The organism is Sporosarcina sp. ACRSM, assembly GCF_022346545.1.
Taxonomy (GTDB): Bacteria; Bacillota; Bacilli; order Bacillales_A; family Planococcaceae; genus Sporosarcina.
This window is the reverse complement of sequence record NZ_JAKRNU010000018.1, coordinates 32716-52023: the sequence shown is the minus strand read 5'-3', so window position 1 is coordinate 52023 and position 19308 is coordinate 32716. Positions and strand designations below refer to the sequence as shown.

The window sequence follows — 19308 nt, the reverse complement described above, 5'->3', positions numbered from 1 at the left end:
CATTACGCAAGTAAGTAAGATCCCTCAAAGAAGATGAGGTTGATAGGTCTGGGGTGGAAGCGCGGCGACGTGTGGAGCTGACAGATACTAATCGATCGAGGACTTAACCTTGATTAAAAAGGGCATGGTTGTCCCTGATTTTGTACAAACCAATGTTGATTTTATCCGGTTTTGAGCGAATAAAAAATACTTCTTAAAAAATATTTAAGAAAAATATTTAAAAGACGCTTGCAAATATCCAGTAAGTTTGATATAATAATTATTGTCTTGTTGGAAAGGTCCAGTGATGATGGCGAAGAGGTCACACCCGTTCCCATACCGAACACGGAAGTTAAGCTCTTCAGCGCCGATGGTAGTCGGGGGTTTCCCCTGCGAGAGTAGGACATCGCTGGGCTGTCATTCCAAAAGAATGTGAGTAACTTATTCATTATTATTCCGCAGTAGCTCAGTGGTAGAGCAATCGGCTGTTAACCGATCGGTCGTAGGTTCGAATCCTACCTGCGGAGCCAATTGGAGAGCTGTCCGAGTGGCCGAAGGAGCACGATTGGAAATCGTGTAGGCGGCTAACGCTGTCTCAAGGGTTCAAATCCCTTGCTCTCCGCCAGTTAACTACATAAAAATGGCCCCTTGGTCAAGCGGTTAAGACACCGCCCTTTCACGGCGGTAACACGGGTTCGAATCCCGTAGGGGTCACCATTTTATTTAAAAGCATCAAATGTAGTAATATAAAAATCATCGCGACTCCCGTTAAAATTGGGAGAAGCAAGCAGAACAAGGAAGAGACTGAACGATTGAAGCTGATGCAGTAATGCGCCGCTTATCGCAATTTTAACCCAGGAGGATTAGCTCAGCTGGGAGAGCACCTGCCTTACAAGCAGGGGGTCGGCGGTTCGAGCCCGTCATCCTCCACCATTATAACTTAAATGTATTAAATAGTATTATCGCGGGGTGGAGCAGTGGTAGCTCGTCGGGCTCATAACCCGAAGGTCGCAGGTTCAAATCCTGCCCCCGCAACCAAATGGTCCCGTGGTGTAGCGGTTAACATGCCTGCCTGTCACGCAGGAGATCGCCGGTTCGATCCCGGTCGGGACCGCCATTTTTTTAAAAAATATCTTGTGGCTCAGTAGCTCAGTCGGTAGAGCAAAGGACTGAAAATCCTTGTGTCGGCGGTTCGATTCCGTCCTGAGCCACCATTTAATTCACCATGCCGGTGTAGCTCAATTGGTAGAGCAACTGACTTGTAATCAGTAGGTTGAGGGTTCAAGTCCTTTCGCCGGCACCATGGATTTTGGTGGGGTAGCGAAGTGGCTAAACGCGGCGGACTGTAAATCCGCTCCCTCCGGGTTCGGCGGTTCGAATCCGTCCCCCACCACCATCTTTACAGGGGCATAGTTTAACGGTAGAATAGAGGTCTCCAAAACCTTTGGTGTGGGTTCGATTCCTACTGCCCCTGCCATTACTATTGCGATTCAATATGATGGCGGTTGTGGCGAAGTGGTTAACGCATCGGATTGTGGTTCCGACATTCGAGGGTTCGATTCCCTTCAGCCGCCCCATGTGTTTACATCATAATTAAAACAAATAGATATCATGGCGATTGTGGCGAAGTGGTTAACGCATCGGATTGTGGTTCCGACACTCGAGGGTTCGATTCCCTTCAGTCGCCCCATTTATCTTTTTGGGGTATAGCCAAGCGGTAAGGCAACGGACTTTGACTCCGTCATTCGTTGGTTCGAATCCAGCTACCCCAGTTTCGCGGAAGTAGTTCAGTGGTAGAATACGACCTTGCCAAGGTCGGGGTCGCGGGTTCGAATCCCGTCTTCCGCTCCACTTTATCTAAGGCGGCATAGCCAAGCGGTAAGGCACGGGTCTGCAACACCCTTATCACCGGTTCGATTCCGGTTGCCGCCTCCAATTAGCTTAAGATTTACGCTGTGGAAAATTATTTTAATATGCCCGAGTGGTGGAATGGCAGACACGTCGCACTCAAAATGCGATGCCGCGAGGCGTGCCGGTTCAAGTCCGGCCTCGGGTATCACCTAAAAAAGACACAACTTCGGTTGTGTCTTTTTTATTGCTTAGGAATTCGGTATTTTTTTCACGACATTCAATATCCCCAACAATGAGTGATATCCCTGAATAGTTTGGTACCCTCGCATATTTCTTGCCGGGCGCTTTTGTTCTGTCCATTTTCATTTTATACCAGAATTTCTCCGGTGTCGTACATCCCATACAATTTAACCTCCATTGCGATTATCATTTTAAACTCCGGCAATTGTATGATACATTTACCTGTAAGCACAATGAATGGAGGAATTCGTATGCCTTTAATCATTCATTCGGAATTCATACATGCGCCTATTGAACGTTGTTTCGATCTTGCACGGGATGTGGATATTCATATTCGTACAACAACGAATACGAGAGAGCGGGCTGTCGGCGGTGTTACGACAGGTCTATTGAGTGTTGGGGATACTGTTACATGGGAAGCTGTCCATTTCGGCATTAGACAGCGGCTGACTGCAAAAGTGACGACAATGGATAGACCCTATAAGTTTGAAGATGTAATGGCGAAAGGTGCTTTCCATTCCTTTACACATATCCACGAATTTGTTGAGAAGGATAATGGAACCCTGATGGTTGACCGTTTTCAATATAAATCACCTTTTGGTCTAATTGGTAGGATTGCAGATAAGTTATTTTTAAAAATCTATATGAGAAAATTTATTATACATCGTGCCAATGCTCTCAAGCAGATTGCAGAAAACGAGCTGCACGTTTCGGATTAAAGGCTCTTGTTGTGAAGGCTAAGGAGTTTTTTCTTTTTCACTATTCTCTGAAGAAAAAGAGCCATTGTGACTGTCTGTAATATTCTCCATGATGACACGTTAATGAATCATCCAATGGAAGAAAACTAGAAGATAAACAAAACCGCTCCTAGCCACCGAGGTGACAGGAGCGGTTTTCATAGTGGGGGAGCCGATGACACACGATTAAGGATTGTCCATTGGCATTGCCTTAGTTGGTCATGGGTGATAGGTCACAAAGTAAATGGGAACAGGTCATTGGTTTGCCTTCATTTAAATTGGAGTGGTCCCCGCACTATGCCTTGGAAAGGAGTCTCACCTTTCCAAGGGTCAGAAATATTTCGAGTCATCAAACGCTAACGTGATGGAGTAGTTTTTTGCATTAATGAGATTGGATAACTTATGGGCATCCTTTTCAGTTTGCAATGCTTTAAGACGGTAATCTTCCGGTTCGAATAAGGCAACCCGATAGACAGTTGTGCTTTCAGAGAAACCGTATTGGAGTTCTTCTTTTTCAGCAGAGGCAAGTTCTTTGTAAAAACGAGATTTGGCACGTAATTGCGTAGCGAGTTCAATCGCTTCGACAATTGCGAGCTGTTGGCCTTGAAATTCGATTTCATTGTCAATATTCGCGCGGTACATGAGACGATCGAGTGTCCGGCTGTCCAAGCGCACTTCATCCATTTCATTTTCAACGTCCTGAAGGGTGCGTGGACCTTTTTCAGGCGTGTTGCCTTTTTCGACAGTCGTGAAAGCGACGCGTCTTATTTCATTCTCCAACTCGTGGATTCGCTTTACCAAAATGCTTTTCAATTTCACTGCTTCAGCAAGTGTAATAGTGGCCATCTGTGCATTCCTCCGATTCTTGTACAAGATTACTTCATTGTAGTGGAAGTTTGTCCGGCATGTAAAACAGATGACTGTACGTCACCGCCGCTTATGCTTGAGAACATGTTACCACATGCTGTTGTCAGTTCCAATGCTTCTTCGGCATCTAAGGAAGGACGCAGGTAGAAGAAGTGTAAAGCCTCTGTCGTCTCTTCCGTTACGGCGGTGCGGATCGAGTCGACAAACGGACTTCCGAAAGAGCTATAATCATCCTTTAATAAAAGCATATTGGCGAGTGAATTAAAGCGGCCGTTTAATCCGTCATAGCCGTCCTCTTCGTTACCGCATGTAACTGTGACATCGCCGACGATCTTTTCACAGTCGTAGATACCTGCAGGGATTTCGTGTTGTAGGGAAAAGAAGTTATTGAGATCGACGGCGGTGTGGAAGGGTTGGATATAGTTCTGTTTTTTGATCCGTCTCATCAGGGCTTCCGTGGAATGCCGGTAACGGTTAGGATCTGCACCAAAAGATTTCCATACGGCTCGCCATTCCTGTATACCGGGGAAATCGGTCAACTTTTTTTCTGCAAGTTCAAAGAAAAGTTGTTCTTGAAATAATTGCAAGCGACCTTTTAGCATTTGAGGCGATTCTGATACTGTAATTTTGGTATAATGGTTAATGCCCAATTTTAGACCGGGAATGGTTTCGAATAGTTTTGCATCCATTTCAATTTTCAATGACAACACCCTTTTTTTATAAAATGATAAATCAAGTTTAACATAGAGGAGATGATACAGTGTGAATGCTGTTCGATTGCAGCAGGCGGTCAGGGAATATGCACAGTCCATCGGCATCGATAAGATCGGTTTTACAACAGCTGCCCCTTTCAGGGAACTGAAAAATCGCTTGAAGCGACAGCAGGAGCTTGGATACCAATCCGGTTTCGAGGAAAAAGACTTGGATAAGCGGACTCAACCAGCATTATTGCTAGATCAAGCGGAGAGCATCATTGCGATTGCGGTTGCTTATCCGTCTAAAATGTCCAATTCACCTAAAGGGAAGAAAGGCGAACGTCGCGGGATTTTTTGCCGGGCTTCATGGGGGATCGATTATCATGTCGTCCTTCGTGAAAAGCTTGCCCTGCTTGAGGAATTTATTTTGAAACAGGTGCCGGATGCTAAAGTCCGCTCCATGGTCGATACAGGGGAACTGGTCGATCGGGCTGTTGCGGAACGGGCGGGCATCGGCTGGTCGGCTAAAAACTGTGCGATCATCACACCGGAATTCGGTTCATACGTCTATCTCGGGGAAATGATTACGAACATCCCCTTTGCGCCGGACGTCCCGATGGAGGATGAATGCGGGGATTGTACGCTTTGTCTCGACGCGTGTCCGACAGGTGCTTTGGTACAAGGAGGGCAATTGAATGCCCAGCGTTGCATCGCCTTTTTGACACAGACGAAAAAGCCGATCCCAGAAGAATTCCGGGCGAAAATCGGCAATCGATTATACGGATGCGATACATGCCAGACCATTTGTCCGAAAAATAAAGGAAAGCATAATTTACATCAGCAGGCGTTCCAGCCTGATCCTGAACTTGCAAAGCCGTTACTTCAACCGATGCTCCGATTATCGAATCGTGAATTCAAAGAGCGATTCGGAGAAGTGTCGGGGTCATGGCGGGGGAAAAATCCGATACAACGGAATGCAATTATTGCGTTGGCTCATTTTAAAGATGAAACAGCGGTACCGGAATTGATTGCCATGTTAGGAACAGACCCACGCCCCGTTATTCGGGGAACGATTGCATGGGCGTTGGGGGAAATCGGCACAGAGGAAGGCTATCAAGCGTTAGAGGCAGCCTTATTGAAAGAGGAAAATCCTGAAGTGCGTGCGGAGTTACAACAGGCAATGAAGACATATAAAGAGAAAATTTGATGGGAGAAATAGTAAAATGGCTATACATGTTGCATTATTTGAACCGCTCATCCCTGCAAATACGGGGAATATTGCGCGGACATGCGCGGGAACCGGAACAAAATTGCATCTGATCAAACCGCTTGGATTTTCAACGGATGATAAGATGTTAAAGCGGGCGGGGCTCGATTATTGGGAGCATGTCGATATTACGTATCATGACGGGATTCATGAGCTGTTTTCGGCTTTTCCGGAAGCGGACTTCTATTTTTTGACGAAGCATGGGAACAAGCCCCATACGGCATATGATTATTCCGATTCGGCGAAGGATCTATTCTTTGTATTCGGTAAAGAGACGACAGGGCTGCCTGCTGATGTCTTGCAAGCACATCAAGAGCGCTGTCTTCGAATTCCGATGAATGACCATATCCGATCGTTGAATCTGTCGAATACAGCTGCCATCTTGATATACGAAGCATTAAGGCAACAAGCCTATCCAGGACTGGAATAAATAAAAGTCTAGACGAAAAAAACGGGACAGCCGAAAGCTTGTCCCGTTTACTCGTATGTAGTGCTTATTTTTTCACTTTACCCGGCTTATCTTCATAACCGCCCGTGAAAATTGCAGATAGGAATGCGAAGCAAACGCCCATAATAAGAAGAACTGTCATGGTCTATACCTCCCGTAAAATCAATCGTCTCTATTTTAAAGTATACCCTATATTGCAAAGAATTGAAATGTCTGTTGCAAAGTATTGTGACAAAGCCGGGAAAGTTGAAACTTTTCGTTCGCCTATCCGTAAAGAAGATATAAGATTAGATGTATATGGAGGAAAAGATAGATGAACAACTATTCAACAGGTATGAAATGGATTACCGGAATTGCAGAGGGATTTCTTGCTATCCCAATCATCGGAGGAGCATTTGTCGTAGGGACAGGTTATTCCGCATTAGGTGTGATGTTCTTGCTCCATGCGATTACATTGATCCTTTCCATCCGCGAGGGGCAGGGCAAAGGCGCCTCCATTTTAGGTCTTATTACAAGTGTGGTAAGCATTATTCCAGTCATCGGTTGGATTATGCATCTCCTGACAGCCGCGGCCCTTTTATTGTCAGCCCTTACGTCGAATCGAACAAGAAATTGGTAAACAAAAACCCTTCCGTTTTAATTTCGGAAGGGTTTTTGCGCTTAGTGCGGTAAAAAGAGCAGTTGATACGTGAACAACACCGCAAAGACGTATAAAAGGACCGGAACTTGTTTCGCCTTTCCTTTAACGATTTTTAAGAGCGGATATGTGATAAAGCCAAGTGCAATCCCCGTCGCAATGCTGGAAGTGAGAGGCATTGTCAAAATGACGAGAAATGCGGGAAAGGCTTCATCGAATGAATCCCAATCGATCTGTTTGACGGAGCCGATCATCAGGCTTCCGACAATGATGAGTGCGGGCGCGGTAATGGCCGCTACACCTGACAAAGCGCTGACAAACGGACCGAAAAAGGCAGCGACGATGAATAGGATGGCAACGGTCAACGTCGTTAAACCGGTACGTCCGCCGACAGCGACACCTGAAGAGGATTCAACATAAGCGGAGGTAGGGCTCGTCCCGAACATGGCACCGGCTGTAGCAGCGACAGAGTCGGCCAGCAAAGCATGCCGTGCACGAGGTAACGTATTCCCTTTCATCAGCCCCGCTTGCTTGGCAACACCAATCATCGTCCCGGTCGTATCGAACAGGGTCACGATAAGAAATGCCAAGACGACACCGTACAAGCCATGCGAAATGACATCGCCAGCCGCTTGGATCGGATTCCATACGAGAATACCTTCCGGCAAATGGGGTAGCTGCCATAGCGCTCCTTCAAATTTAAGTTGGCCAGTCAATAATGCGACAATCCCGGTCAGGATCATGCCGATGAAAATCGATCCATAGACATTCAATGTCATGAGGATAATGGTCACGAGCAAGCCGAATAGCGTAAGCAGGACCGGCGCGGAAGTAAGGTCCCCAAGTTTCACAAGATTCGTTTCATGAGGTGCGACAAGGCCGGATAACCGTAACCCGATAAAAGCGATAAACAAACCGATTCCCGCTGTAATCCCGAGCTTCAAACTTTCCGGAATTGATTGGATCAATTTTTCACGGAATGGTGTCAAAGACAATAGGATGAATAAGAGTCCGGCGATAAACACCGCAGAAAAAGCGGCCATATAATCCAGTTGTCCATCCGATGCCAACACAGTGGATGTGAAGTAGGCGTTCAATCCCATTCCGGGAGCGATGGCAATTGGATAATTGGCGAAAAGAGCCATCCATAACGTCCCGATAACAGCTGCAACAATGGTGGCAAGAAATACTTGCTCGAAAGGTACACCTGCATCTGCCAAGATGATCGGATTGACGATAACGATATAGGCCATTGTTAAAAAGGTCGTAAAACCAGCAATGATTTCAGTTTTAACAGTTGTATTCTGTTCTTTTAGATGAAACACAAGGATTCCCCTTTCAAAATACGAACGAAATGAATTACATTTACAATAATATTCGTTTTCAGGATAAAATTCAACTTAAAAGGCTAATTTTCTTTATTGAATACACTGTGACTTTTGACACAATTTTTACAATTTCCGTGTGACTTTTTATGGTATGATGAACAAAAGAACACGGGGGGAATCAGTTTGTTCAAGAGGAAAAAAGAGACACAGGATCAAAATCTACAAGTGGAATTAGAACAGTTAAAAGCTTCCTATACAGAAAAAGAACAACAGGATCGCAATCGGCTGAGCGATTTGAAAAATGAACTGGACGCGGCAGTCGATCAGCATGAAAAAGTGAACGCACAACATCATATTTTGAGAGAAGCGGTCAGCCAAATTGAAACGAGATTTGAAAACGTCGGGGAATTGAGTGAAAGAACGTCGGAGAAATCACAGGAGCTGTATGAAAAAGGACTGTCGCTTGAACAGCAATCCGACAGCATGGTAGTGGAAGCATCGGAAGGGACAACCGAAGTCCATGCGACCGCTGAGGTGATCAAAGATCTCGGTATACAAATTCAAGCGTCCGAACAGAATATGACGAACTTAAGTGCCCGTTCTGTCGAAATTCAATCGATTGTCGGTGTCATTGAAGATATTGCGGCGCAGACGAACCTTTTGGCGCTCAATGCATCTATTGAAGCGGCGCGAGCCGGAGAATATGGGAAAGGTTTCGCGGTCGTTGCACAAGAAGTACGGAAACTTGCAGAGAGTACGTCGGATAGTACGGCGAATATCCAAACATTGACCTCTTCACTGCGGGAAGAAATTGAAGAAGCGCTTGAATCGACAAGGAAAAGTGCCGAGCTTGTGGAGAAGGGTGTGGCGGTCAGTTTAGACACAGCCTCCAAGATTGAAAGCATCCTGAAGACGGTTGAACAAAGTCAAGGGGATATTGGTGCCATTCAAGCGATGATTGAAGAGCAGAAAAAGTTATCTGAAGAAGTGAAGCATGAACTGCTTGGAGCGAAGGCACTTTTCGCACAGGCACAGGATTTGTTCATCGAACATATCGAAGATGCGAAAGAAGTGGATGAGCGTCTTGAAAACGGCATTCGTCAGTTGACGTATTGAAAACAGCCATGGAGCATTGGACTCCATGGCTGTTTCATGTCGTTTACCATTCAATTGTTGTCTGTTTTTCCGTAAACGGATGGATAAAAGAGACTGTCGTGGCGGTTAGGCGGTACTGACCGTCTTCTGTTTCACTCCCGCCGTATAACGTATCCCCTTTGACGGGATGGCCGATATGGGACAGGTGGACACGGATCTGATGGGTGCGCCCCGTTTCGAGTCGGGCTTCGACCAATGTCGTGTCTTCTTTGCGTTCGATGACTTTGAAGTGTGTCACCGCATGCTGTCCCGACGCGGAAACGATTCTTTTTGCCGGATGATGTCGGTCACGCCCGATCGGGAATTTGATGGTGCCGCGTGGCCGTTTCACATAACCGTCCACTTCCGCCATATAGTTCCTTGTGAGTTCATTCTGCTCAATCATCCGGTCGAATAGGGATTTGGCAATCGGATGTTTGGCGATAAGAACGACGCCGGACGTCCCTTTATCGAGCCGGTGAATATGCTCTGCATATTTGCCATCATGCTGTTGGATATAAGCGATGACGCGGTTCATCAGCGTCCCGGTTTCGTCGGGGCCATCTGGGTGGACCGCAATGCCTGCCGGTTTGGCGACCGCCAAAATATGATCGTCTTCATAAAGAACGGTCAATTCACCTTGTGCTTCTGGAACGTATGTGGAGATCGCCTCCGGAAAGGTGAAAATCAATTCCGTCCCCTCGGCAAGGGGAGCGCGCCAGTCCTCGATCGGCGTGCGATTTGCATCGAGCACACTTTTCGCCATACGCATCAAATGGACGGTCTTTTTACCGCCTTGCCATTGTTCCTTTAGTAATTGCTCCACCGTCTGTTCCGGACGTTGAGTTTGATAATGAAAGTACGTCATTCCATTCAATCCTTCCAACACGTATTTCATCATTTACTTTCAAATTCATTGAAAAAGGCGCGGATGTTTTCTTCTGGCTGCTGGCCACTCATACGTCCGACTTCTTTACCATCTTTATAATGGACTAGTGTCGGCCAAGACTGGATATTATACTTCTCAAGTGCCAGTTGTCCAAATTCAAGCATATTGTACTGCAGTACGTCGACATTCATCTCTTTGGCGATCGGCATCATGACCGGTGTCATCGCCATACAGAATTGACAATCTGGAGAGAAATAGTAAACTGTCACGGATTCACCGGATTCGATTTTTTCAAAAAGTGCATCCGGCAGGACAATGTTGTTGTAGTTTTTATTGCCGATCAAATCGATTGTGGATTTTGCGAGATTATTTGTGCCGTATGGATTATCCTTCAGCTTAGCTTCGTCCGATTTATTGGACAAGAAAACGATAAGTGCGAAGAAAGCGATGATGACAACTCCGATAATAAGTAGTTTTTTCAAGTTAGTTCGACTCCTTTTGCCATTTCAACATGAAAAGGCTTGTGATGAAAATGAGTAAAAATGCGACCAATGCCATGAATGGAATGGTGATGAATCCTAGATAATTGACATATTGGCCCGTACAGGAAACATTTCCGCAAGACGGCGCACTATCACGCAGGAAACTGAGTTTCTGAATCCCATAATGATAGAGTGAAATACTGCCGCCGACTACGGAGAAAACAGCCGTTGTTAAGGCGATTTTTGCGTTTTTTTGGAATAAAGCAATTCCGGAAATAAGTACGATCGGATACATGAGAATCCGCTGATACCAACAAAGCGTACAAGGTTCAAATTCCCGCACTTCGGAAAAGTATAAGGAACCCATCGTTGCAATGAATGCGGTTGTCCAAATAAAAATTAGAACATTTTCCAGCCGCTTTTGCATACTCACCAACTCCTACGTAATTGACTACATACTGATTATAGGGTGTACGAAGTGGCATGTAAAATATTATTAACTATCCGGAAGGTAAGATATAATAGAGAATAAAGGAATTGAAAGGGGTGCGTCCGATGAGTAAAGAAGTGGATTTATCATCGTTTGAAGTCAGTATGGTCATCCGGCAGATGGAAGAGCAAGATATTAAGCGTATTTTGAATATGCAAGAGCTTTGTTTTCCGGGCATGGAGCCATGGAAGGAAAGCCATCTGAAAAGCCATTTGGCGATTTTCCCGGAAGGACAGCTTATAGCGGAACTGGACGGCGAAATCATCGGTTCCTGCTCCAGTCTTATCATCAATTTCGATGAATACGATGACCGTCATTCGTGGGATGACGTGACGGATGAGGGGTATATTACCAATCATAATCCGGACGGCTACAATCTATACGGCATCGAAGTGATGGTGCATCCCGATTATCGACGCATGAAAGTTGGACAGCGCCTGTATGAAGCGCGAAAAGAGCTTGCACGGCAGCTCAATCTGAAGTCGATTATCATTGGCGGTCGCATTCCGAACTATCATAAGCATGCGGCGGAATTGTCTCCGCGGGAATATGTCGATTCGGTATCACGCCATAAAATCTATGATCCCGTACTGACTTTCCAGCTCATGAATGACTTTACTTTGATGCGCGTCAATCCGAACTATTTGCCGGATGATAAAGCATCGAAAAAATATGCTACATTGATGGAATGGAATAACGTCGATTATAAGCCACTGACAAAGCGCCATTTCAAAACGAGTTATCCCGTACGGATTTGTGTCGTCCAATATTTGATGCGTAAAATTTCATCGTTTGAAGAGATGGCCCATCAATGTGAGTACTTTGTGGACGTCGCAGCGGATGCGAATTCGGATTTTGTTGTCTTCCCGGAAATATTCACAACACAGCTTATGTCTTTTCTGGACGAACCGTCCCCAAGCCAAGCAGTGCGGAAAATGACGGAATACACACCGCAATACATTGAGCTGTTCACCAACTTGGCGGTGCGTTACAACATCAACATCATTGGCGGCTCGCATTTTGTGCAGGAAGAAGATGAAGAGATCTACAATATCGCGTATTTATTCAGACGTGATGGGTCAATCGAGAAACAATATAAGATTCACATTACACCGAACGAACGGAAATGGTGGGGCATCAGTGCAGGAGATGCCGTACGAGTCTTTGACACGGACTGCGGGAAGATTGCTATCCAAATTTGCTATGACATCGAGTTTCCAGAATTGGCGCGGATTGCGACGGATATGGGAGCGAATATCATCTTTACGCCATTTTGTACAGAAGACCGCCAAGGGTATTTACGCGTCCGTTATTGCGCCCAAGCCCGTGCGGTGGAAAATCAAATTTACACTGTCATATCCGGGACAGTCGGCAATTTGCCGCAAACGGAAAATATGGATATCCAATACGCCCAATCAGCGATATTCGCCCCATCCGATTTTGAGTTTGCCCGTGACGGCATCGTCGGTGAAACGAACGCCAACTTGGAAATGGTTTTGATCGGTGACGTCGACCTTGAGATTTTGCGCCGTCAGCGCCAGGATGGAACGGTGAAACAATTGAAAGACCGTCGTCATGATGTGTATCATATCGAATATAAAAAAGGCTAAAGAAAGCTGCCCCGTATACCGGAAAACCGGTCGTATGGGGCAGCTTTTTATCTTCATTCAGCAAAGCCTGCTGAATGAAGATAAAGCCTCCGGCGGATGTCACAGATTTTGAAAGGAGAGAATCGAGCAAGCTCGATTCAAAATCTGGACGCAATTACGCCAAGGCGTAATTGATTACTTATCATCCAGCTCTTTCAAATATCGATCAAACTCTTCTTGGACAGATTCCTTTTTGGGCTTTTCAATGGAAAAATGTTTATGCAACTCATTTAACATGTGAATGATTTTGAACAAACAACCGGCAATAATTGCAAAGCCGACAATCCCTGCGAGAAGTGGGTCTACCGATACCAATGTAAATCCTAAAAGAGAAAACAAAATGATGACGAATAAAAGATACATGATCTCCCTCCCATTTCATTCAGGTTATATTGACTGTACCATATTTTGGATGGTATTTGGAGGGGAGATATCTTCTACGTTCGTATGTCACGCAAACCAAGAGACTCCGTTTTATTTCTTTTTCGAAGGGTGCTTGCGCATGCTTTTTGTAATCTGTTTCCATTTATTGCGCTCTTCCGCTTGGGCGGCGCGATCCATTTTTCGATCGAGATAGGCTAGTTCTTTTTGCAATTTCAAATAGCTGGCGTAGCGATCGGCAGGTAGTTCGCCTGTGATAAGTGCTTCTTGTACTGCACAGCCCGGTTCATTGTTATGCTGGCAGTCATTGAACTTGCAGGCTTCCGCATATGCCTCTATATCTTTGAATCCGGAGTCGAGACTTTCATGGGTATCCCACAGTTGGAATTCCCGCATTCCAGGCGTATCAATGAGAATGCCGCCGCTCGGAATTTGAACAAGTTCCCGATGCGTCGTCGTATGCCGACCTTTATCATCATCTTCCCGGATACCTTGGACTGCCATCGTCTCACCGCCACAAATCGCATTGGTGAGGGAGGATTTCCCAACGCCTGATGAACCTAACAGCGCTGCCGTCTTTCCATCTTTCAGCAAGGCAGTCAGCTCCGCAATCCCTTCGCCCGTTACGTTGCTCACTGCAACTACTTGGGCACCCAGTGCAATATTTTGTGCTTCTTTGATATAGAAAGTAGGGTCATCACATACATCTTTTTTCGTCAGAACGACGACAGGGTTTGCACCCGAGTCGTAGGCCGCAACAAGATATCGTTCAAGTCGTCTTGCATTGAAATCCTTGTTCATGGACATGACGAGGAAAACGATATCGATATTGGTGGCGATGATCTGTTCCACAATAGTCGAGCCTGCCGCTTTCCGTGAGAAGAGGGAATGACGTGGCAAAATGGCGTGGATGATGCCGCGTTCTTCCCCCGGCATCTTTTCCACCGCAACCCAATCGCCGACAGCGGGAAAATCCCGCCGTTCTAACGCATCATGCTGCATCGCGCCGGAACAGACGGATAACCACTCACCTTCTGCAGTGATGACGCGGTACATCCGCTTATGTTCAAGCGTGACACGCCCAGGGATGCATTTCTTTATTTTAGGATCTTCGTTCATTTCATTCCAATTTGTTTCATATGTTCTATTCCAACCGTAATCGCTTAGTTTTATCAATTTGAAATCCTCCTGTTAATTGCATATAAAAAAGCCGTGGGCCCCTGATCGGACTCCACGGCTTTCACGCGCATAACAGAATAAGCATACCTCTTTACAGAAGTATGGCAGGTGAAAGTATGGGTCCGATCGATTGGTCAATAGGTAATATAAAAATAGCCATAACACTTCACCTGCTTTCTGATAAGTTAGGTTAACAATAACAAAATACCTTAATTCTGTCAATGATGAATTTGGTGGACAGACATGAGCGAGAGGTGAGAAGAAGGCAACGTAATTGAAAAAATAAACAATACTTCTAGGTAAGTTCTACATACAAAGAAAAAAGCACGACTCTCATTAGATAGAGAGTCGCGCTTTGTTAAGATTCAATAGATAGGTCCGTGATGGCATTTGTTTCCGCTTCTTCGTATTTCATCACTTCCAAGTATAGGATGTGATGGCCTTCGACGTCCTTGACCATGAATTCATAGCCTTGTTCGATGATTTTTTCACCTTGGATCGCTTCGAAGCGCTGGGTCATGAACCATCCACCGATCGTATCGATATCTTCTTCATCGATGGAAATGCCAAGAATGTCATTGACGTTTTCAATTAACATTTTAGCATCCAAAATATAATGGTCTTCACCGATTTTTTGAACTTCTGGTACTTCGTCCATGTCGAATTCGTCTTGAATATCACCGACGATTTCTTCCAAAATGTCTTCAATGGTCACTAGCCCAGATGTGCCGCCATATTCGTCCATCAGAACGGCCATATGAATCCGTTCGCGCTGGATTTTAAGCAGCAATTCACCGATTGGAATCGTCTCGATGACGCGGATGATCGGCTGCATATATTCGATAACGGGCTGATCTCCCGTTGAAGGGTCTTTGATGAACGCGGTCAATAGATTCTTCATATTGACGAGCCCGATGACGTGGTCTTTATCTCCGTCGGTCACGGGGTAACGGGTATATTGTTCGACACCCATTACTTCGAATACTTCGCGTAATGTCATTTCTTTATCGATGCTCATCATCTCAGTCCGGGGAGCCATGATTTCCTTGGCGATCCGATCGTCGAATTCGAAAATTTTATTGACATATTTATATTCTGCTTGGTTAATTTCGCCGCCTTTTAAACTATCAGATAAAATCATCCGAAGTTCTTCCTCCGAATGGGCCACTTCCGATTCGGAAATCGAGTGGAAGCCAAACGGTTTGATGATAAGGCGAGCGGATCCATTCATCCCTTTGATGAGGGGATAAGTGAGGCGATAAAATAAGGTGAGCGGTCCTGCGAAACTCAATGTAATTTCTTCCGCTCTTTGAATGGCGATCGTTTTAGGAGCCAGTTCCCCTACAACAACATGTAAAAATGTCACGACTGTGAACGCGATGATGAATGAAAGGATAGTTGAAACATTTGGCGCCAAATCCAAATGGGCAAATATCGGTTGTAACATCAATTTGACGGTAGGTTCCCCGAGCATCCCGAGTCCGAGTGCGGTGATGGTGATTCCGAGTTGGCAAGCGGATAAGTATTCATCCAAGTTGCCAATCACCTTTCTTGCCCTGATGGCACGGCGGTTCCCTTCTGCGACAAGTTGATCAATCCGTGTTGTTCTTACTTTCACTATTGCAAATTCACTCGCAACAAAAAATGCGGTGAGGGCGATCAAGACAGCAAATGCTGTCAATCGTATGGCAATTTCCAAATAGTTACTTTGTTCATAACCCAAATGAGGGGGAGAACAAAGTGTACACCTCCTGTGATGGTAAAATAGTTAGTTAAGATAATAATAATTTATTTACGAGAAAAAAACAAATGGTTTTGCTTGGAGGACAGTAAATTTTGTCAAGTGAATGTAACATGATCCAGCACTCACACAAGAGTTATCAAAACACTCTGGAAATGATATACTAGTTGAAAAGGGGTGTTTCCGTGGGTACTTCCATTGTAGCAATCGGTTTGGGATCGGGCGGATTGCTATTAATTGGCTATGCTTTTTACAAGTCACTTGTGAAAAAGAAGAAGTTTGCGAATATGTATACGCCTTACGATGACATGACGAGAGGAACAAACGACACGAATCACCATATGCAGTTGGAAGAAGATACACGACATCAGATCCCCATAGAGGAAAGTAAAACGGTGGATTAACGAAATACCCTGCACACGAATATGCAGGGCATTTGTCATTCACCATATTTGAATTGTGTTTCTTTCCAAGCATTCTGTTCGTTAGGCACCCGACTTTTGTCTTCGAAAACGTTTTCGGTTTTCTGATTTTCCATTTTCAGCTTTTCTTTTTCAATACGGAGCTCTTCAGGTGATTTTTCTTGGCTCATATTATGCCTCCTTCATCATCATGAAGCATAGTATCCCCAAATTGCATTCACTCATTCATAAACGTGGAACGTCATTAGTTCGTGGACCATTTTTTTTACATTTTCTTCTTCTGGCGGTTCGGCACCGGTCCAAACAATGGTCCCATCTGGCAAGTATTCACCGGTATATCTGGCGTTGCGAAAGAAAAAAGAAAAAGTCCAACCAGGCAATTGTGTATGGGCATACATCGGTTTGTAGCTAAAATGTTGCAGCATAGATCCTTGCTCCTTTCATAAGATGAGACCCGTCCGCATAAAATTGGGAAAAGAGTGCGAAAGGGTGCTATCTTGTTTGCAAATAAATTAAAGCAGGCTATCGAAGATGAGTACAGAGATTATTATTTTTATAAATCGATGTACGAATTAACGGATAATCCGCTTTGGAAAGATTTTCTCAGCCATATGTATGAAGACGAGAAAAGTCATTACGAAATGTTCCAACAACTCTATTATATGATGACGGGGACATTTGTACAAAACCCGAAGAAGCCGTTGCCTTGCTATAATTTGAAAGAGTGTGTGCAACGGGCATTGGTGGATGAGTTAGAGTCTGTTGAAATGTATAAGGAAATGCTGTTGACGATTCCGTTTCAAGAGGCTTATAATCCACTGTTCATCGCCATGCATGATGAAATGGAGCATGCGATTCGAATGTCGACGATGTTCAATGGGCTTTGAAAAGTCTTCCCATTTTTCCGTTCAGTTTCGTTCTGCTATAATGGGGCGAAACGAATAGGGAAAAAAGGTGAAGCGATTGGATTTTATATGGACTTTGTTATTCATGGCTTTCATCGGCGCGCTGATCGGGGGATTGACCAATCATCTTGCGATCAAAATGTTGTTCAGGCCGCATGAAGCGAAATATATTGGAAAATGGCGTTTACCCTTTACGCCGGGATTGATTCCGAGACGTAGAGATGAATTGGCTGTACAGCTTGGTAAAACGGTGACGAACTATTTATTGACACCAGAAACGTTCCGTAAGAAATTATTAACTCCCTCGATGGAAAAGAAAGCGGAACAGTTCATCCAGAAAAAGTTGGAAGAACAGATTTTACATTCAGAGAAAACGTTGAACGATTGGCTGAAGACTGCAGGTGCCTCAAATGTTGCCGGGAAGGCAGAGCAGAAAGTATTGGAATTGCTTGATGCTCAGCTGAGCGCTGTACGCATGAAACTGACGTCGGGATCGGTGGAAGAGGTGCTACCGGAAAAATGGCGCAGTGAAGCGGAAAGGCGACTTCCATCTATTACAACATATATCCTTGGGAAGTCGGAAGCCTATTTTGCATCTGATGAAGGAAAAGCGATGTTTCGAAAAATGATTGATGAATTTCTAGCATCCAAAGGGACATTGGGCAGTATGGTGAACATGTTGTTTGGAGAATCGGAATCGCTCGTCGGCAAAGTACAAAAGGAAGCTTTGAAATTTGTAGGAGCACCCGGCACGTATGATTTACTGAACGCCATCATTCAAAAGGAATGGGAGAAACTTCAACAACGCCCTGTTGGTGAATTATTAAACGGCTTTGACTGGGATGGGCTATTCAATTCGATCCGGGCGTATGCCGAGAAAGAAATGGACTTGGAAAGCAGATTGAACAAAACAATTCGGGATTATTGGCCGGATGGAGCGGAGTGGACAGCTGTTCACATCACACCGCAATTGGTTCAATTTGCATTTGAACAAGCTGAAAAACAAATGGAACAATCACTTGGAAAATTGAAATTAGATGATATGGTTAAGGAGCAAGTGGATGCATTTCCAGTTTCGGTATTGGAAGATCTGATGCTTGGCATTTCAAGACGTGAGTTTAAAATGATTACCGTACTGGGGGCATTTCTCGGCGGTCTCATCGGAATTGTTCAAGGCTTGATCGTCTATGTAACAAATTTATCCTAGGGGGAAAACGACTGATGACAGTGAATATTTATGATGATTTGAACAGATTGGAAGCAACATTCCGGAAAACGGCGGAATTCGCGGAGGTGGAACAAGCAGTAGCTGCAGTGAAAGCGGATAGCGAATCACTCACATTGTTCAAGAACTTCCGTAAGATCCAGCTTACCTTGCAAGAAAAACAGGCGAGAGGTGAAGAGTTAGTCGCTGAAGAGCTGGAGTACGCTCAAAAAACAGCACAACTTGCCCAACAAAACCCGAAAATTATGCAAATGCTCGAAGCGGAAATGAAGTTGAGCGGAGTCATTGAAGAAGTGAACCGCGTTCTCATGAAACCCGTACAAGATTTATACGAAAGCATTTAACTTGAATAAAATAGCCCCTTATTCAGTAAAATAACTGCTGAATAAGGGGTTTTTCATGTTTTCTTTAGCGCTTATAGGGGGACTTCGTGGGCTCAAAGTTCTTCACTCGCGCTCAAAGCAGTGCATCGTGAGCTCAAAGTTCCTCGCCAGCGCTCAAAACAGTAATTGAGAGCTCAAAGTCTTTCGCCAGCGCTCAAAGCAGTGCATCATGAGCTCAAAGTCCATCGCCAGCGCTCAAAGCAGTCATTGAGAGCTCAAAGTCCATCGCCAGCGCTCAAAGCAGTCATTGAGAGCTCAAAGTCCATCGCCAGCGCTCAAAGCAGTCGTTGAGAGCTCAAAGTTCCTCGCCAGCGCTCAAAGCAGTCATTGAGTGATCAAAGTCTTTCGCAGGCGCTCAAAGCGGCCATCAAGAGCTCAA

Annotated in this window: 21 protein-coding genes, 16 tRNA genes and 2 rRNA genes; 28 read left to right on the top strand and 11 right to left on the bottom strand. The window is 45.0% G+C overall.

Going from position 1 to position 19308, the window contains the following annotated elements; all coding sequences use genetic code 11:
• From MHZ95_RS20105 to MHZ95_RS20015, 19 genes are all read left to right on the top strand, one after another.
• Positions 1 to 111, top strand: a 23S ribosomal RNA gene (locus MHZ95_RS20105); the annotation flags it as partial.
• 168 nt (positions 112 to 279) lie between these two features.
• A 5S ribosomal RNA gene (gene rrf / locus MHZ95_RS20100) occupies positions 280 to 394 on the top strand.
• A 40-nt stretch (positions 395 to 434) separates the two neighbouring features.
• A tRNA-Asn gene (locus tag MHZ95_RS20095) sits at positions 435 to 509 on the top strand.
• 3 nt (positions 510 to 512) lie between these two features.
• Positions 513 to 604, top strand: a tRNA-Ser gene (locus tag MHZ95_RS20090).
• Between the two features lie 17 nt (positions 605 to 621).
• A tRNA-Glu gene (locus tag MHZ95_RS20085) sits at positions 622 to 696 on the top strand.
• A 140-nt stretch (positions 697 to 836) separates the two neighbouring features.
• Positions 837 to 912 (top strand) — tRNA-Val (locus MHZ95_RS20080).
• 30 nt (positions 913 to 942) lie between these two features.
• Positions 943 to 1017: transfer RNA gene (locus tag MHZ95_RS20075), tRNA-Met, on the top strand.
• Positions 1018 to 1020: 3 nt separating this feature from the next.
• Positions 1021 to 1096: transfer RNA gene (locus MHZ95_RS20070), tRNA-Asp, on the top strand.
• 21 nt (positions 1097 to 1117) lie between these two features.
• Positions 1118 to 1193, top strand: a tRNA-Phe gene (locus tag MHZ95_RS20065).
• Between the two features lie 13 nt (positions 1194 to 1206).
• Positions 1207 to 1282, top strand: a tRNA-Thr gene (locus MHZ95_RS20060).
• A gap of 8 nt (positions 1283 to 1290) precedes the next feature.
• Positions 1291 to 1375, top strand: a tRNA-Tyr gene (locus MHZ95_RS20055).
• Between the two features lie 7 nt (positions 1376 to 1382).
• Positions 1383 to 1456, top strand: a tRNA-Trp gene (locus MHZ95_RS20050).
• Positions 1457 to 1480: 24 nt separating this feature from the next.
• Positions 1481 to 1556, top strand: a tRNA-His gene (locus MHZ95_RS20045).
• Positions 1557 to 1593: 37 nt separating this feature from the next.
• Positions 1594 to 1669 (top strand) — tRNA-His (locus MHZ95_RS20040).
• 10 nt (positions 1670 to 1679) lie between these two features.
• Positions 1680 to 1751: transfer RNA gene (locus tag MHZ95_RS20035), tRNA-Gln, on the top strand.
• Positions 1752 to 1755: 4 nt separating this feature from the next.
• Positions 1756 to 1830 (top strand) — tRNA-Gly (locus MHZ95_RS20030).
• Positions 1831 to 1840: 10 nt separating this feature from the next.
• Positions 1841 to 1914 (top strand) — tRNA-Cys (locus MHZ95_RS20025).
• A 40-nt stretch (positions 1915 to 1954) separates the two neighbouring features.
• Positions 1955 to 2035: transfer RNA gene (locus MHZ95_RS20020), tRNA-Leu, on the top strand.
• Positions 2036 to 2321: 286 nt separating this feature from the next.
• Entirely contained in the window at positions 2322 to 2789 is a 468-nt protein-coding gene (locus MHZ95_RS20015) for an SRPBCC family protein (protein ID WP_239392574.1), read from the top strand.
• Positions 2790 to 3137: 348 nt separating this feature from the next.
• On the opposite strand, the gene MHZ95_RS20010 is transcribed toward MHZ95_RS20015, so the two are convergent.
• Both MHZ95_RS20010 and MHZ95_RS20005 read right to left on the bottom strand, forming a co-directional pair.
• Complete coding sequence (locus MHZ95_RS20010) at positions 3138 to 3653, bottom strand: DIP1984 family protein (protein WP_239392573.1); 516 nt, start codon at positions 3651 to 3653, stop codon at positions 3138 to 3140.
• A gap of 29 nt (positions 3654 to 3682) precedes the next feature.
• Positions 3683 to 4375: a B3/B4 domain-containing protein gene (locus MHZ95_RS20005; RefSeq protein ID WP_370643127.1), complete on the bottom strand. Its 693-nt coding sequence runs from the start codon at positions 4373 to 4375 to the stop codon at positions 3683 to 3685.
• A gap of 61 nt (positions 4376 to 4436) precedes the next feature.
• On the opposite strand from MHZ95_RS20005, the gene queG reads away from it, so the two are divergent.
• From queG to MHZ95_RS19990, 3 genes are all read left to right on the top strand, one after another.
• A complete protein-coding gene (gene queG / locus MHZ95_RS20000) occupies positions 4437 to 5576 on the top strand; it encodes a tRNA epoxyqueuosine(34) reductase QueG (RefSeq protein ID WP_239392572.1) in 1140 nt (379 codons plus the stop codon).
• A gap of 16 nt (positions 5577 to 5592) precedes the next feature.
• Entirely contained in the window at positions 5593 to 6066 is a 474-nt protein-coding gene (trmL, locus tag MHZ95_RS19995; protein WP_239392571.1) for a tRNA (uridine(34)/cytosine(34)/5-carboxymethylaminomethyluridine(34)-2'-O)-methyltransferase TrmL, read from the top strand.
• Positions 6067 to 6397: 331 nt separating this feature from the next.
• A complete protein-coding gene (locus tag MHZ95_RS19990; protein WP_239392570.1) occupies positions 6398 to 6703 on the top strand; it encodes a hypothetical protein in 306 nt (101 codons plus the stop codon).
• Positions 6704 to 6744: 41 nt separating this feature from the next.
• Here MHZ95_RS19990 and MHZ95_RS19985 read toward each other — a convergent pair whose 3' ends face one another.
• Positions 6745 to 8046: an NCS2 family permease gene (locus MHZ95_RS19985; RefSeq protein WP_239392569.1), complete on the bottom strand. Its 1302-nt coding sequence runs from the start codon at positions 8044 to 8046 to the stop codon at positions 6745 to 6747.
• A 186-nt stretch (positions 8047 to 8232) separates the two neighbouring features.
• Between MHZ95_RS19985 and MHZ95_RS19980 the strand changes: the two genes are divergently transcribed.
• Positions 8233 to 9165: a methyl-accepting chemotaxis protein gene (locus MHZ95_RS19980; protein ID WP_239392568.1), complete on the top strand. Its 933-nt coding sequence runs from the start codon at positions 8233 to 8235 to the stop codon at positions 9163 to 9165.
• Between the two features lie 43 nt (positions 9166 to 9208).
• On the opposite strand, the gene MHZ95_RS19975 is transcribed toward MHZ95_RS19980, so the two are convergent.
• The 3 genes from MHZ95_RS19975 to MHZ95_RS19965 are packed head-to-tail and all read right to left on the bottom strand — an operon-like array spanning position 9209 to position 10981.
• Entirely contained in the window at positions 9209 to 10051 is an 843-nt protein-coding gene (locus tag MHZ95_RS19975) for an RluA family pseudouridine synthase (protein WP_239392567.1), read from the bottom strand.
• 29 nt (positions 10052 to 10080) lie between these two features.
• Positions 10081 to 10554, bottom strand: coding sequence for a thioredoxin family protein (locus tag MHZ95_RS19970; protein WP_239392566.1), 474 nt, complete (start codon positions 10552 to 10554; stop codon positions 10081 to 10083).
• A 1-nt stretch (position 10555) separates the two neighbouring features.
• A complete protein-coding gene (locus MHZ95_RS19965; protein WP_239392565.1) occupies positions 10556 to 10981 on the bottom strand; it encodes a disulfide oxidoreductase in 426 nt (141 codons plus the stop codon).
• A 128-nt stretch (positions 10982 to 11109) separates the two neighbouring features.
• Here MHZ95_RS19965 and MHZ95_RS19960 point away from each other — a divergent pair, with 128 nt between their 5' ends.
• Positions 11110 to 12654 carry a carbon-nitrogen hydrolase family protein gene (locus MHZ95_RS19960; protein WP_239392564.1) on the top strand — a complete coding sequence of 515 codons (1545 nt, stop codon included), beginning with the start codon at positions 11110 to 11112 and terminating at the stop codon, positions 12652 to 12654.
• Positions 12655 to 12828: 174 nt separating this feature from the next.
• On the opposite strand, the gene MHZ95_RS19955 is transcribed toward MHZ95_RS19960, so the two are convergent.
• The 3 genes from MHZ95_RS19955 to MHZ95_RS19945 form a co-directional block, all read right to left on the bottom strand.
• Entirely contained in the window at positions 12829 to 13056 is a 228-nt protein-coding gene (locus MHZ95_RS19955; RefSeq protein WP_239392563.1) for a hypothetical protein, read from the bottom strand.
• Positions 13057 to 13167: 111 nt separating this feature from the next.
• On the bottom strand, positions 13168 to 14247 hold the full coding sequence (gene rsgA, locus MHZ95_RS19950) for a ribosome small subunit-dependent GTPase A (protein ID WP_370643129.1): 1080 nt from the start codon (positions 14245 to 14247) through the stop codon (positions 13168 to 13170).
• 364 nt (positions 14248 to 14611) lie between these two features.
• Positions 14612 to 15952, bottom strand: coding sequence for a hemolysin family protein (locus MHZ95_RS19945; protein WP_239392562.1), 1341 nt, complete (start codon positions 15950 to 15952; stop codon positions 14612 to 14614).
• A gap of 227 nt (positions 15953 to 16179) precedes the next feature.
• Between MHZ95_RS19945 and MHZ95_RS19940 the strand changes: the two genes are divergently transcribed.
• Complete coding sequence (locus MHZ95_RS19940) at positions 16180 to 16398, top strand: hypothetical protein (RefSeq protein ID WP_239392561.1); 219 nt, start codon at positions 16180 to 16182, stop codon at positions 16396 to 16398.
• A gap of 35 nt (positions 16399 to 16433) precedes the next feature.
• Here MHZ95_RS19940 and MHZ95_RS19935 read toward each other — a convergent pair whose 3' ends face one another.
• Both MHZ95_RS19935 and MHZ95_RS19930 read right to left on the bottom strand, forming a co-directional pair.
• Entirely contained in the window at positions 16434 to 16586 is a 153-nt protein-coding gene (locus tag MHZ95_RS19935; protein WP_239392560.1) for a hypothetical protein, read from the bottom strand.
• Positions 16587 to 16637: 51 nt separating this feature from the next.
• Positions 16638 to 16841, bottom strand: coding sequence for a YheE family protein (locus MHZ95_RS19930; RefSeq protein ID WP_239392559.1), 204 nt, complete (start codon positions 16839 to 16841; stop codon positions 16638 to 16640).
• Between the two features lie 72 nt (positions 16842 to 16913).
• On the opposite strand from MHZ95_RS19930, the gene MHZ95_RS19925 reads away from it, so the two are divergent.
• The 3 genes from MHZ95_RS19925 to MHZ95_RS19915 all read left to right on the top strand — a co-directional run bounded on the left by MHZ95_RS19925 (position 16914) and on the right by MHZ95_RS19915 (position 18890).
• Positions 16914 to 17303 carry a ferritin family protein gene (locus tag MHZ95_RS19925; protein WP_239392558.1) on the top strand — a complete coding sequence of 130 codons (390 nt, stop codon included), beginning with the start codon at positions 16914 to 16916 and terminating at the stop codon, positions 17301 to 17303.
• Positions 17304 to 17370: 67 nt separating this feature from the next.
• A complete protein-coding gene (locus tag MHZ95_RS19920; protein WP_370643125.1) occupies positions 17371 to 18528 on the top strand; it encodes a DUF445 domain-containing protein in 1158 nt (385 codons plus the stop codon).
• A gap of 14 nt (positions 18529 to 18542) precedes the next feature.
• Entirely contained in the window at positions 18543 to 18890 is a 348-nt protein-coding gene (locus MHZ95_RS19915; protein WP_239392556.1) for a YlbF/YmcA family competence regulator, read from the top strand.
• Positions 18891 to 19308 lie beyond the last annotated feature (418 nt).